Here is a 13,058-nt window from a genome sequence, read left to right as displayed (position 1 = left end):
AAGAGTGCAGAGTTATGAGAGAGATGCAAAAAATCCTAAACTACATAAACGGCGAATACATTGAACCGCTTTCGAAAAAATGGTTGGATAACTACAATCCTTCCAATGGCGAAGTGTATTCACAGATTGCAGATTCAAATACAGAAGATATTGAAAACGCATACCAAGCTGCGAAAGAAGCTTTCCCAAAATGGAGCAACACAACCATTGACGAACGCAGCCGAATTCTTTTAAAAATTGCAGATTTAATTGAAGAAAAGCTATTCGCCTTAGCCGAAGCTGAAGCAAAGGACAATGGCAAACCGCTAACTTTAGCTTTGGCTGTTGATATTCCGAGAGCCTCTTCAAACTTTAGGTTTTTCGGAAATGCTATTACTCAATTTTCAAGCGAAGCACACGAAAGTGTGGGTTTGAACACAATGAATTTTACTCTGCGTCAACCTCTTGGCGTGGTTGGTTGCATTTCACCTTGGAATCTTCCTTTGTATTTATTCACTTGGAAAATAGCTCCAGCAATCGCTGCTGGAAATACGGTGGTTGCCAAACCAAGCGAAATAACGCCATTAACCGCTTTTCTTTTAGGCGAAATCTGCACCGAAGCGGGACTGCCAAAAGGCGTTTTGAATATCGTCCATGGCACGGGGCCTTCCGCAGGGCAAGCCATTGTGGAGCATAAAAACATTAAAGCAATATCTTTTACCGGCGGAACAAAAACGGGTGAACACATTGCCCGAACCGCTGCGCCAATGTTCAAAAAACTCTCTTTGGAACTCGGCGGAAAAAACCCAAACCTCATATTTGCCGATTGCGATTATGAGAAAATGTTGGAAGTAACAGTGCGCTCTTCATTCGCAAACCAAGGTCAGATTTGCCTTTGCGGAAGTAGAATTTTTGTTGAAAAGCCCATCTATGAAAAATTCAAAAAAGACTTCGTCGAAAAAGTAAAACAATTAAAAGTTGGTAATCCGTTTGATGCTGAATCAAATTTAGGGGCATTGGTTTCAAAACCACATTTAGAAAAAGTAGAGTCTTACATTAAAATCGCAGAAAAAGAAGGCGGAAAAATACTTTGTGGTGGAAATCGGGTAACAGTAAAAGACTTTGAAAATGGGTATTATTTAGAGCCCACGGTTATTGAAGTTTTTGACGATCAATGCCGGGTGAACCAGGAAGAAATTTTCGGACCGGTTGTCACCATTATGCCTTTTGAAACCGAAGAAGAAGCATTGCAAATGGCAAATTCCGTAAAATACGGCCTATCCGCTACCCTTTGGACTTCAGATTTAAACCGCACAATGCGCATTTCTAAAGAAATTGAAGCAGGAATAGTTTGGGTAAACACTTGGCTAAATAGAGATTTAAGAACTCCTTTCGGCGGAATGAAAGACAGTGGCGTAGGCCGCGAAGGTGGATTTGAAGCATTAAGATTTTTTACGGAGACAAAGAATGTGTGTATTAAATATGAAGAGACCCCCTAACCCCCGAAGGGGGAACATTGAATTGAAATTAAAATCGAAGTTGAAATTGAAGTTGAACTGAGCACCGAACACTAATACTCAATACCCAATACTCAATACTCAATACTCAATACTCAATACTCAATACTGAAAATATGAATCTAGACTTAACAGATAAAAACGCCTTAGTCTGCGGAAGTACCGCCGGCATTGGAAAAGCAACCGCCATTCTATTGGCAAAACTTGGAGCGACCGTAACTTTGGTTGCCCGCGATGAAGAAAAATTAAAAGAAACTTTAATTGAACTCGCATACGATAAAGGACAGAAACATAATTATTTTGTGGCAGATTTTACAAATCCACAACAGTTGAAAGACAAAGTGGAAGTTGCGGTTTCCAACAAAATTTTTCACATTTTGCTAAATAATACTGGAGGTCCAAAAGGCGGCCCCATATTTTCTGCGGCAACGGAGGAGTTTGAAAAAGCATTTTCTATGCACGTAATTTGTAACCAGATTTTGGTACAAGCAGTTGTTCCTGGAATGAAAGAAGCTGATTACGGACGCATTATAAATATAATTTCAACTTCTGTAAAGCAACCCATTGACGGACTTGGCGTTAGTAATACCATTCGTGGCGCAGTTGCCAGTTGGAGCAAAACGCTTGCAAATGAATTGGGCCAATTCGGAATTACAGTAAATAACGTTTTGCCAGGTTTTACCGCTACTGACAGGTTAGATGATATTGTAGGCAACGCTGCAAAACGAATGGATAAAACCGAAAAAGGAGCCAGCGAATTTATGAAAAGTCTTGTTCCTGCAAAACGTTTTGCTCAACCGGGAGAAATAGCCAATGCGGTTGCATTCCTTGCTAGTGAAGCCGCAAGTTACATCAACGGAATAAACCTTCCAGTTGATGGTGGACGAACCAAAAGTTTGTAACTTTAACATTCTTTAAATTTTCTTATGAAACGAAAACTCCGCATTAACGGCCATTCACACTTACTTCCCTATCCTGAGGAAATTCCACAGTTTATGCAGGATAAGGGGATTTTTTGGGTAGATAAAGACCGAAAATTTATGCTTCAAAAAGATTGGAGTCGCCCAGTTACAGATTCCAGTTTCTTTTTGGATGAAAAACTGGAATGGATGGAGCGTTTCAAAATAGACCACGCGGTAGTTTTGAACCTTTCACAGCTTTACGGAAATGGGCTGCGCGTGGAAGAAATGAAGCAAGCACTTCGTTTTCAGAATGATTTCAACGCAAAAGTACAACGAGAGCATCCTTCAAAATTTACTTGTGGCTTTGTGGTGCATCCCGGTTTTGTGCGTGGTGCACAATGGGAAATGGAACGCTGTGTAGAAGAGCTTGGTATGCAACTGCTTTGTTTGCCAACACATTATATGGATACTATTGGTACTTGGCGGTGCATTTTTGATGAAGAAAACGAACCTATTTTCGAACTTGCCTCAAAGTATAATTTGGCAGTTGAAATACACCCTTACGATGGTGAAAAGTTCATAAAACTTGAAAACACGGCTTGGCGGTTTCACCTTATTTGGATGCTTGCACAATGTGCCGATGCTTATCACTTTCTGACTCTGAATGGCTACGCTGACAAATATCCTGGAATGCGAACTTGCTTCGCTCACGGTGGACAATTGGCGCAGATTAATTTAGGCAGAAGAATTCAAGGTTTTGATGGCCGGCCAGACCTTTTTGAAGGGAAAACCCATCCTCGGAAATCTGTTGGACACAAAAATATTTTCTTTGATACTTTAGTACACGATACAGGTTCCCTTGAATTGGTTGTGAAAAACCAGGGCGCAAAACAAGTTTTAGTTGGACTGGACGATCCATATCCACTTGGCGAAATGGAAAGCGCACCACAGTCCTCTTACCCCGGGAAAATTTTGGATTTAGCGGTTGAGCGAAAAATAATTACCGAAAAGCAATCCGACGCAATGTGGGAAGACAACGTAATTCAATGGTTATGTGGTGATGATGAGGCCGCAAAGCAGAAACTAATAAAAAGAATTCTTGGTGAAAGTTAAATGCAATTCCAACATCACTAACTATTTATAACTGATTACTAAAAAAATGGATTTTCTTTCTGAAAAATTAAACGATTACGTTGAGAAACATTCCCAACCTGAGCCAGAATTACTCCAAAAACTAAATCGTGAAACATGGCAAAAAGTGCTAGTACCAAGAATGTTGAGCGGACATTTGCAAGGTCGGGTTTTGAGTATGATTTCGAAATTGATCCAGCCGATAAACATTTTGGAAATAGGGACTTATACAGGTTATTCCGCTTTGTGTTTAGCTGAAGGAATGCAGCATAATGGTGAATTGCACACCATAGATATTAACGAAGAATTAATTGATTTCCAACGAAAATATTTTGATGAGTCACCTTTTGGAAAACAGATCTTTCAGCATCTGGGAAATGCTTTGGAAATAATTCCAAAGCTCGATAAAACGTTTGATTTGGTATTTATTGATGCCGATAAAAATAATTATCCCAATTATCTCGAAATAATTCTTCCGAAGCTAAAAAAAGGAGCTGTAATATTGAGCGATAATGTGTTGTGGAGCGGAAAAGTAGTTGAAGATTTAAAAGATGATGATGAAGATACGAAAGCGCTTCTTCATTATAATAAATTATTAAACGAGCACCCAAGACTTGAAACGGTGTTGCTTCCCATTCGCGATGGCCTTACTATTTCACGTGTTGTGAATTAGTAAAACAATTAAAATTTTCTCTTAATAGGCCCTGTAACTTCGTCTACGTTTTCTTTTACTTTGTCTATTTGCTTTTGGACGTCTTTGGTGATATCTATATCTATCCCCTGTTTTTGGGCACCTTTTGAAATTTCAGATTTAATATCGTTCGTTGCGTCCTTTACCTGTCGCATCGCTTTTCCTATGCCGCGGGCAATGTCTGGTACTTTATCTGCGCCAAAAACCAAAAGTACGATGAAGAGGATAAAACCTATTTCGGCACCGCTAATGAAAAGAAAAATTGCCTGTAAAATCATGTTGCAAATATACTAATGAGTTATGAGTTATAGGTGTTTGACGAAGAGTTTTTCTGAAAATGATATAATCAAAAAACCCTTCCACAATAAATATTGAAGAAGGGAATCTCAAAATAATCACTAATTAATCTGTCTTTGTTTTATTTTTAAATTGGTCAAAAGCGCCTAGTTTTTTGCGTTCTGGCCAAGTGTTATTGCTCGTATCAATATCAGCGGTTTCTTCGTCTGGGTCAACTTCTATTTTGGTAATTTCCTTTTCTGAAGCTATAAATTTTCCTACGGAGGTGTCATTTTTTCTCCATATTTCAGCAGGATAGGTAACTTTTTCAGAAGTTCCATCGCTGTACGTGTATTGAGCTATAATAGGCATAGGTATTCCTCCTGACTTTTCAAAAGTTATCTCGTAGAAAAATGTGGGCTTTTTCAGACTGGCGCGCTCTTCTGCAGAAAAGTTATCCATTATGTATTCATTCAAACTTTTCACATCCTCAATTTTTACATCACGCATGCTTTCTTCAAAATCTTCACTTTCTTCTTTTACAAAATATACCAAAGGTGGCAAATCACTCTCCTTTATACCGTTGGTCTCCATCATTTCTCTAGCTTCTTTATTCATTTTTGAAGTAACATAGAATTTTTTAACTTCTTTCAACCCAATATCCACATAGTCTGTAGTATAAAACCAAGACCTCCAATACCAATCTAAATCAACTGCAGAGGCATCTTCCATAGTTCTGAAAAAATCTTCGGGTGTGGGATGCTTGAACATCCAGCGGTTTGCGTAGGTTTTAAATGCGAAGTCAAAAAGCTCGCGACCCATAATAGTTTCACGCAAAATGTTCAGCGCCGTGGCTGGCTTTGCGTAGGCATTTGCACCAAAATTGTAGGTGTTTAAACCTTTGGTCATAATAGGTGCCAACTGGCTTTGGTCTCCAGCCATATAATCTACAATTTTATTTGCAGGACCGCGACGGGACGGATATTGTTTATTTGGTGCTATGGCTTCAGGATAAGCTTCGGCAAAATCCTGCTCTGCTACATATTGTGAAAAAGTATTTAACCCTTCATCCATCCAGGTCCATTGGCGTTCGTCGCTATTCACAATCATCGGGAAATAGTTGTGCCCCACTTCGTGAATAATCACGCTAATCATTCCGTATTTTGTGCGGTCGCTGATGCTTCCATCTTTATCCGGTCTACCGTAATTCCAGCAAATCATTGGGTATTCCATCCCTTGGTTTTTTGCGTTTACTGAAATTGCTTTGGGGTATGGATAATCAAACGTCATTCGCGAATATGTTTTCAAGGTACTAGCAACAGCCCGCGTTGACCAATCTTCCCACAATGGGTTTCCTTCTGGCGGATACATTGAAACAGCCATTACACTACGATTGCCCATCTTTACAGCCATCATATCCCAAATGTAGCGACGTGAAGTAGCAAATGCATAATCACGTACATTTTCAGCCTTAAATTTCCACGTTTTCTTTGCCGATGAAAAACTTTTTGAAGCAGTTTCCGCTTCAGCTTGAGTTACAATTATAACAGGTTTATCATACGATTTTTGAGCAGCTTCATAACGGCTCATCATTTCTTTGCTGAAAATATCTTTTCTATTCTGAAGTTCTCCCGTTGCATCGAGAATATGATCTGCCGGAACGGTAATGTTCACTTCAAAATTTCCGAAGGGAAGCGCAAATTCATCCCTTCCCCAAAATTGGCTGTTTTGCCAACCTTCCACATCATTATATACCGCCATACGCGGGTAAAACTGTGCAATCACGTAACCACGGTTGCCATCCTCAAAAACTTCATAACCACTCCGCGCACGATCTATAACATGATCATTTACGTTATACCACCACTTTATGGAGAATACATATTTTTCTCCTGGCTTTAAAACTTTAGCCATATCAATACGCATCATCGTTTGATTGATGATGTACTTTAAAGGATTGCCTTTGGCGTCCTTGACTTCCAAAATGTTGAAACCTCCATCAAATGGAGCTCCCATATAATTTTTCACGAAATTTCCGGCCATATCACCAGGCAACGAAGCTGATGATTCAATTAAAGGTGATTTAGAATCTTTTGCCCGTTTGTTTTGATCCAATTGAACCCAAAGAAATTCCAGCGGGTCTGGTGAATTATTGCTATAAGTAATGGTTTCGAAACCAGAGATTTTTTTGTTTTTATCATCAAGTTCTATATCCATAACGTAGTCTGCCTGCTGTTGGTAGTAGTTTGGGCCAGGAGCACCGCTTGCAGTTCGGAACATATTTGGAGTTGAAAACTCTTCGTAAAGTTGTTTAAAACGATTTGTATTATAATGACCGGGGTCACGCTTTTGGGTTTCGGTTTCATCTTGTGCTGAAATTGTACCCGCAACAAGAAAAAGCGCAGTAAACAGAAGTGAATTAAATAATCTCATACTAATTAGAAAGTTTTAATGATATTTTTTGGATTGGCAATTTATTAATTAAATTCCAATTTACCGCTTGATTCGTCGCTGTCGAGAATTAAACTTTTTCGGCTATTGGGAGTTTTAAGATGGATTATGTTTTGTTGGTCGGGAAACATTTCCAGCAATACTTTATTTTCTATTTCAATGGATTTAAGGTTTGCTACATCAGTAACTTCTAGGTAGGCAATTAGCATATCTGTATCATACTCTTTCCCAATATAAGTAAGTTTAACTGGTTTTCCATTCACCTTTATCTTCAGTTTCTGAAGAATGTATTTTTTTAAATCTTCATCTGCGACTTCGGTTTCCTTATTTGTGTCTAGTGAAATTGAGGCGTCGTAACGTTGCTGAAGCGCATCTTCAATATCATCAGTAAAGATTTTAGTGATTATCTGAAGTGATTTTTTCTCTTTTACGTATTCAATTTTTGTGATGCTAACGTAAAATTTATGTGCAGAAGTTGCTGAAACAAGCGGAAAAACCAGAACTAAAAGGAGAGTTTTAAAATACTTCATATAAAAATTGGGAAATAATGAAACATTAGACGGTTTCAATTTTGAGATGTTACAATTTTCTAAGTTTTACTTTCTTCTGAAGTAGGACAGGTTTAAAATTTTGATTTATACTATAATTATGCTGTAAAAGTTATTTTTACTCACTACGCTTTTTGTATTCATTGCTTTTTTTGAAGAGAAATTCCATTAATTGCATTTCGTTTTCAGGTTTGAGCAAATCTTTATTCAAACCATTTTCTTGGGCAAAAAATAAAAAATCAACTGCTTTATCTTCAGGAATAGCAAAGTTTGCCGCAATAAAATCTTTACTAAAACGCTGCTGTATATTGTTGCTAATAGTGCTTAAATCTTCCTGTTCCTGGGCTGGTGAAATTTTATCTCCTTTCGGAAAAAGCAATTGTGCTACCCCACCCAAAAGTGCTAAAACATTTGCACCATTCTTTAAGGCGTTGCCGTGAAGTGCTTCCTCTGCGGCATTTCCCGCAATAGCAGTTTTATCATCCTGTTCAAAAGTATAGCCGTATTCCAAATTTTTGTAACTCAAATCCCAGTTCTTTGTAACGTTATACGTTGGGATTTTTTTTACGTCCACATTTATGTTTCCCGTAAGATCGTACGGTCTCACAACAACCTCTTCGAGTTGATTAACTGCGGGATTCAGAAAAATATTTATAACTTTTCTTTGTATAATACCTCTGTCTACAACTACTGTGAACGACTGATATTGCAGTGCAGTAATCTGAATGCGATCGTTTTCGGCTAGTTCAATTTCAAAAGTACCATCGGCACTGGTAATTGTTCCTTTCTGTGAAGAAATATTATATACAGAAATCCCTTCAGAATCTTCACCCTGCGGAACGTGTATTTTGCCGGAAACTTTTGTGCGGTCTATGTCCTGCGCAAAAAGCACGGGTGCGGCAACAATAAATAGAAGTAGGAGTAGGTTTTTTGTCATTCACTAAAAGTACATATTTGTTTTGTTAGTGAAAACTTAAAGTTTACAATTGCAATAGCTAAATTTACAACTCTGAAAAATTAGTCAATCATGAACAATTCTGAAACAAAGAGATTCCCGCCTTCGCGGGAACTGGTAATAGCAAGTACCAGCACCGTTTACGGTGGCGAATATTTAGATTATCTCACTAGTGAAATGTCCGATCTATTTAAGGATACTGAAGAAGTAATCTTCATTCCTTACGCCCGCCCCGGCGGCATCAGCCACGATGAATACACTGAAAAAGCAGCAAAAGCATTTCAAAAAATTGGCAAAAAACTGGTTGGGCTGCACACATTTAAAAATCCTGCGGAAGCTTTGAAAAATGCAAAAGGAGCATTTACGGGTGGCGGAAATACTTTTGTTTTAGTGAGCGCACTTTACCGATTGGAACTTATGCAACCGCTACGCGAAGCTATTTTTAAAGGTCTGCCGTATTTGGGAACCAGCGCCGGAAGTAATATTTGCGGCGTTTCTATGCAGACTACTAACGATATGCCGATAGTGTATCCACCTTCATTTAAAACTTTAGGCGTAATTCCCTTCAATTTAAATCCACACTATTTAGATCCCGATCTCGGCAGCAAACATATGGGCGAAACTCGCGAAACGCGTATTGCAGAATTTCATACCCAAAATACAGTTCCGGTAGTTGGCTTGCGAGAAGGCAGTTGGCTACAAGTAAAAGGAGATGAAATTATTTTGAAAGGAGAATTGAAAGCGCGTGTTTTTGAACAAGGGAAAGAACCTTATGAAGTTGAAACTGGAACTAAGTGTTCAAATTTCTAACCAGAATGTGTCTTACATCTTAAGTCTTATAGCGTAGCGGTCTCAAATCTTTTCAAAGCTCCTTCACAAAATGATACCCCTTAGCCACAAAACCTTGATTATAAAAGAATTTATGGGAAGGAAAATTGTGAACATAGCTATTAAGCTCTACCCAATTGCATGATTTTTTCTTGGCGTAATCGCTTATAAATTCAATAAGCATTTTGCCAATACCGTGGCTTCGGTATGCATCGTCAATTATCACATGATCCATCTCTACACTTTTGCCAGCATAATGACGGGTTTGAAACCACAAACCGCAAGTACCAATTAATTTTTCAGCATCAAAAATTCCGAGACATTCGTAATTCTGCTGCGTCATTTCCTGCAAACGTTCTTTTAACAGTGCTTCGGAAACGGAATAATTTCCTAATTTTTGCAAAAGAGGAATAATGCTGAAAATTTCGTTTGAATCAATAATACGAATGTAAAAGGCGTTATCTTTCAAAATAATGGTAATTTTAAAACTTCACTAAACTATAAAATGAAGCGCAACGAATTTATTAAAATTTCAGGTATAGCAGGACTAAGTTTGGCAATTTTTCCGCAGTTTTCTTTCAGTAATTTTTCAGAAGGATTTACCCGAAACCAATTGATAGGAAAGGGAAACCCAGATATTGTGGGTGATAGCTATACCTCAAAAATGCACAAAACTGCGAAAGAAGCATTCAATAAAATGAAGGCCGCAGCAGCAAAAGAAAATATAAATATTGAAGTGGTTTCAGCCTACCGAAGCTTTCAGCGGCAAAAGGAAATTTTTGAAGGGAAATATAAAAGATTCACTAATGAAGGTCTTCCCCCTGAAAAAGCGATTGAAAAAATTATTGAATATTCCACCATTCCCGGCACTTCGCGCCATCATTGGGGAACCGATATCGATATAATTGACGCCAACGCTCCGCGACCTGCAAATGTGCTAATGCCTGAGAATTTTCACGGAAACGGACCTTTCTGCAAATTGAAAATGTGGCTAGATGATAATGCTGAAAAATTTGACTTTTACGAAGTTTATACAGACAACGGCAACCGAAAAGGCTTTAAATATGAGCCGTGGCATTTTAGCTACGCGCCCGTTTCTATCCCAATGCTAAAAGAATACAAAGAAAAAATTGATGTGAAAAAAATGCTTTCAGAAGAAAAGATACTTGGCAACGAGTACTTTTCCGAAGGCTTTGTTTCAAAATATTTAACTGAAAATATATTAGATATTAATCCAAAGTTAATTCCCTGAATTGATTCAACCCTTCGACAAGCTCAGGGTGACACTAGGAATTTCAATAGGTATTCTTAGTTTATTCAAAAAGCGTACCTATTAAAAGCCACGAATTCACGAATAGTTTTAAATAATCATTCGTGAATTCGTGGCTTATTTTTTTTCTCTCTACTTCAACCCTCGTGCCTTAAGCATTGGCTGAATTTTGGGATCGCTTCCGCGCCAGTCTTTGTACATTTTTTCGAGGTTCAAAGTATTTCCTTTTGATAAAACCATATCGCGGAAACGCTGTCCGTTTTCACGCGTTAAACCTCCATTGTTTTCAAACCAATTGTATGCATCGTGATGCAGCATTTCAGTCCATGAATACGAATAATATCCCGCAGCATATCCACCAGCAAAAATATGGGAGAAATAGGTGGAACGGTATCTTGGTGGTACGGCATGAACCAAATCAAGTTTGGTATTGCTTAACGCTTGTTTTTCAAAAGCATTTACATCTTCTATCTTTTTATCTGGTGAAATGGTATGCCATTGCATATCCAGGTTTGAGCCAGCCAAATTTTCCGTTAAACTATAACCTTGGTTGAAAGTACCAGAGTTTTTAATTTTATCAATCAATTGTTGTGGAATTTGTTCTCCAGTTTTATAATGAAGCGCATAGTTTTTAAGTATTTCTGGGTATAGCGCCCAGTTTTCATTAAACTGTGAAGGGAATTCTACGAAATCGCGTGCCACAGCCGTTCCGGATAATGAAGGATATTGTTGATCGGCAAAAAAGCCGTGAAGTGCATGTCCGAACTCGTGGAACATAGTAGATACTTCGTCATAGGTCAATAAAGCAGGTTCATTACCAGCTGGTTTTGGAATATTAAGTACATTATATATTACTGGCTTCTTATTGTACAATTTAGATTGGGTAACAAAGTTGCTCATCCAAGCGCCTCCACTCTTGCTAGGGCGCGCAAAGAAATCTGCATAAAATAGGCCAAGGGCGTCTCCGTTTTCTTCAAACAATTCATAAACAAATACATCTTCATGATAGGTTGGAATATCGGTTCTGGGTTTATAGGTGATGCCGTAAAGTTTGTTTGCAGCGTAAAACACGCCTTTTTCCAATACATTCTTTAATTCAAAATAGGGCTTTATTTGATTTTCATCCAAGTCGTATTTCTCTTTCCGAACCATTTCGGCATAATAGTTCCAGTCCCAAGGCTCCAATTTGAAATCCTGTCCTTTGGATTTTATCATTTTTTGAATTTCATCAGATTCAGCTTGTGCCTTTGTGGTTGCAGCTGGAATAAGTCCGCTAAAGAATTTGTTTACATTTTCGGGCGTTTTGGCCATTGTTTTTTGAAGGCTCCATTCAGCATAATTATTAAATCCTAATAGTTTTGCTTTTTGGGCGCGTACTTCCACTAGCTCTTTAATTAGTTCTCTGGTATCGTTAGCGCCTTGATCTGCCCTATGCCAAGCGGCTTTATACAGTTTTTCGCGACTTGCCCTATTCTCCATAGATTGCAACAAAGGTTGTTGGGTAGTGTTTTGCAACGGAATGGTCCAGCCTTTACCGTCTTTGTTTTCTTTAGATTTCAAAAAATCTTCATCTACACCTGCCAAGTCTTCTTTATTCATAAATGTTACTGCACCAGCATTGTTGGCGTCTAACAATGTTTTCCCGAATTTAGTAGTAAGGGTTGCAATCTTCTCGTTATATACTTTAAGTTTTTCTTTGTCTTCTGAAGAAAGATTAGCGCCTGCTATTTCAAAATCTTCATAATATTCCTCAAGAAGTTTTAAGGATTCGGCTTCCAGATTTAGAGTTTCCTTTTTATCGTGTAAAGTTTTAAAACGTTTAAACAATTTCTCGTTTAAATAAATCATATCGTTTTGGGCTGCAAATTTTGGAGCCATTTCTTCCTCTACTGACTGTAGGGTTTCATTAGTATTGGCACCAGCGAGGGTATAAAATATTTCTGATGACCTATTTAAAAGCTCACCACTTTTTTCAAGGGCGAGTACCGTATTGTCAAATGTAGGTTCCTCTTCAGAATTAGCTATTGTCTCTACCGCGTTCTTTTGTTGTTCTATTCCTTCAAGCATTGCAGGCTTAAAGTTTTCATCTTTTATTTTTGAAAAGTTCGGTGCTCCGTAGGGCAAAGTACTTTCTGAAAGTAGCGGATTTTCGGTATTGTCCATCTGTTCTTCACTTAAGTTTGTTTTTTCTTTTTCTTTGGAATCATTACAAGCGGCAATGATTAAGGCGAGTGCCAAAAAGGGAATTGCTTTATTCATTTGTTGATTTATTTATTGAAATGTAAAGGTATAGAATTAGTGAAGATTTTATCTGAATCTTCTAAAATCAAAAACCCCCTCAGCAAAAGCTGAAGGGGTTTCCTTCTTTGGTTGGTTATTTGGTGATTACTCTTTAATCAAGCGCTTTACAGTGCTTGCGTTTTCACCAATAATCTGAACTACATAAACTCCAGCGGCAAGGGACGATACATCCACTGCTTTCTCACCCTGCATTGTGCGAAGGTTTGTCT

The 13,058-nt window shown here is 38.2% G+C and carries 13 protein-coding genes; 6 read left to right on the top strand and 7 right to left on the bottom strand.

The window, feature by feature from the left end; translation table 11 throughout:
• Positions 1-23: 23 nt before the first annotated feature.
• The 4 genes from ESV24_RS10725 to ESV24_RS10710 all read left to right on the top strand — a co-directional run bounded on the left by ESV24_RS10725 (position 24) and on the right by ESV24_RS10710 (position 4,202).
• Positions 24-1,478 (top strand): aldehyde dehydrogenase, encoded by a 1,455-nt coding sequence (locus ESV24_RS10725; RefSeq protein WP_111816571.1) that lies wholly within the window; start codon positions 24-26, stop codon positions 1,476-1,478.
• A 134-nt stretch (positions 1,479-1,612) separates the two neighbouring features.
• On the top strand, positions 1,613-2,398 hold the full coding sequence (locus tag ESV24_RS10720; RefSeq protein ID WP_111816550.1) for an SDR family oxidoreductase: 786 nt from the start codon (positions 1,613-1,615) through the stop codon (positions 2,396-2,398).
• A gap of 24 nt (positions 2,399-2,422) precedes the next feature.
• A complete protein-coding gene (locus ESV24_RS10715; protein WP_111816551.1) occupies positions 2,423-3,511 on the top strand; it encodes an amidohydrolase family protein in 1,089 nt (362 codons plus the stop codon).
• Positions 3,512-3,557: 46 nt separating this feature from the next.
• Positions 3,558-4,202: an O-methyltransferase gene (locus ESV24_RS10710; protein WP_111816552.1), complete on the top strand. Its 645-nt coding sequence runs from the start codon at positions 3,558-3,560 to the stop codon at positions 4,200-4,202.
• Positions 4,203-4,210: 8 nt separating this feature from the next.
• Here ESV24_RS10710 and ESV24_RS10705 read toward each other — a convergent pair whose 3' ends face one another.
• The 4 genes from ESV24_RS10705 to ESV24_RS10690 form a co-directional block, all read right to left on the bottom strand.
• Positions 4,211-4,498, bottom strand: a complete 288-nt coding sequence (locus ESV24_RS10705; RefSeq protein WP_111816553.1) for a Sec-independent protein translocase subunit TatA/TatB — start codon at positions 4,496-4,498, stop codon at positions 4,211-4,213.
• 124 nt (positions 4,499-4,622) lie between these two features.
• Positions 4,623-6,929 carry a M1 family metallopeptidase gene (locus ESV24_RS10700; protein ID WP_111816554.1) on the bottom strand — a complete coding sequence of 769 codons (2,307 nt, stop codon included), beginning with the start codon at positions 6,927-6,929 and terminating at the stop codon, positions 4,623-4,625.
• 44 nt (positions 6,930-6,973) lie between these two features.
• Positions 6,974-7,477, bottom strand: coding sequence for a DUF6702 family protein (locus tag ESV24_RS10695; protein ID WP_111816555.1), 504 nt, complete (start codon positions 7,475-7,477; stop codon positions 6,974-6,976).
• Between the two features lie 136 nt (positions 7,478-7,613).
• A complete protein-coding gene (locus ESV24_RS10690) occupies positions 7,614-8,432 on the bottom strand; it encodes a carboxypeptidase-like regulatory domain-containing protein (protein ID WP_111816556.1) in 819 nt (272 codons plus the stop codon).
• Between the two features lie 90 nt (positions 8,433-8,522).
• On the opposite strand from ESV24_RS10690, the gene pepE reads away from it, so the two are divergent.
• Positions 8,523-9,260 (top strand): dipeptidase PepE, encoded by a 738-nt coding sequence (pepE, locus tag ESV24_RS10685; RefSeq protein WP_111816557.1) that lies wholly within the window; start codon positions 8,523-8,525, stop codon positions 9,258-9,260.
• 52 nt (positions 9,261-9,312) lie between these two features.
• Here pepE and ESV24_RS10680 read toward each other — a convergent pair whose 3' ends face one another.
• A complete protein-coding gene (locus ESV24_RS10680) occupies positions 9,313-9,747 on the bottom strand; it encodes a GNAT family N-acetyltransferase (RefSeq protein WP_235004044.1) in 435 nt (144 codons plus the stop codon).
• Between the two features lie 36 nt (positions 9,748-9,783).
• On the opposite strand from ESV24_RS10680, the gene ESV24_RS10675 reads away from it, so the two are divergent.
• The gene (locus ESV24_RS10675) at positions 9,784-10,530 is read left to right on the top strand and encodes a M15 family metallopeptidase (RefSeq protein ID WP_111816559.1); all 747 of its coding nucleotides are present in this window, start codon (positions 9,784-9,786) and stop codon (positions 10,528-10,530) included.
• 150 nt (positions 10,531-10,680) lie between these two features.
• Here ESV24_RS10675 and ESV24_RS10670 read toward each other — a convergent pair whose 3' ends face one another.
• Complete coding sequence (locus tag ESV24_RS10670) at positions 10,681-12,807, bottom strand: M3 family metallopeptidase (protein WP_111816560.1); 2,127 nt, start codon at positions 12,805-12,807, stop codon at positions 10,681-10,683.
• 126 nt (positions 12,808-12,933) lie between these two features.
• The gene (locus ESV24_RS15675; protein ID WP_146951074.1) at positions 12,934-13,041 is read right to left on the bottom strand and encodes a T9SS type A sorting domain-containing protein; all 108 of its coding nucleotides are present in this window, start codon (positions 13,039-13,041) and stop codon (positions 12,934-12,936) included.
• Positions 13,042-13,058: the final 17 nt, after the last annotated feature.

It is taken from the genome of Aequorivita lipolytica, assembly GCF_007997135.1.
GTDB lineage: Bacteria > Bacteroidota > Bacteroidia > Flavobacteriales > Flavobacteriaceae > Aequorivita > Aequorivita lipolytica.
Note: the sequence above shows the minus strand (reverse complement) of the source record. Positions and strands in the feature narration are given on the sequence as shown.

What these genes read in the sequence shown, in the direction of transcription:
- ESV24_RS10725 (WP_111816571.1), top strand. Translation starts at nt 24, where the DNA reads ATGCAAAAAATCCTAAACTACATAAACGGCGAATACATTGAACCGCTT.
- ESV24_RS10720 (WP_111816550.1), top strand. Translation starts at nt 1,613, where the DNA reads ATGAATCTAGACTTAACAGATAAAAACGCCTTAGTCTGCGGAAGTACC.
- ESV24_RS10715 (WP_111816551.1), top strand. Translation starts at nt 2,423, where the DNA reads ATGAAACGAAAACTCCGCATTAACGGCCATTCACACTTACTTCCCTAT.
- ESV24_RS10710 (WP_111816552.1), top strand. Translation starts at nt 3,558, where the DNA reads ATGGATTTTCTTTCTGAAAAATTAAACGATTACGTTGAGAAACATTCC.
- ESV24_RS10705 (WP_111816553.1), bottom strand. Translation starts at nt 4,498, where the DNA reads ATGATTTTACAGGCAATTTTTCTTTTCATTAGCGGTGCCGAAATAGGT.
- ESV24_RS10700 (WP_111816554.1), bottom strand. Translation starts at nt 6,929, where the DNA reads ATGAGATTATTTAATTCACTTCTGTTTACTGCGCTTTTTCTTGTTGCG.
- ESV24_RS10695 (WP_111816555.1), bottom strand. Translation starts at nt 7,477, where the DNA reads ATGAAGTATTTTAAAACTCTCCTTTTAGTTCTGGTTTTTCCGCTTGTT.
- ESV24_RS10690 (WP_111816556.1), bottom strand. Translation starts at nt 8,432, where the DNA reads ATGACAAAAAACCTACTCCTACTTCTATTTATTGTTGCCGCACCCGTG.
- pepE (WP_111816557.1), top strand. Translation starts at nt 8,523, where the DNA reads ATGAACAATTCTGAAACAAAGAGATTCCCGCCTTCGCGGGAACTGGTA.
- ESV24_RS10675 (WP_111816559.1), top strand. Translation starts at nt 9,784, where the DNA reads ATGAAGCGCAACGAATTTATTAAAATTTCAGGTATAGCAGGACTAAGT.
- ESV24_RS10670 (WP_111816560.1), bottom strand. Translation starts at nt 12,807, where the DNA reads ATGAATAAAGCAATTCCCTTTTTGGCACTCGCCTTAATCATTGCCGCT.
- ESV24_RS15675 (WP_146951074.1), bottom strand. Translation starts at nt 13,041, where the DNA reads ATGCAGGGTGAGAAAGCAGTGGATGTATCGTCCCTTGCCGCTGGAGTT.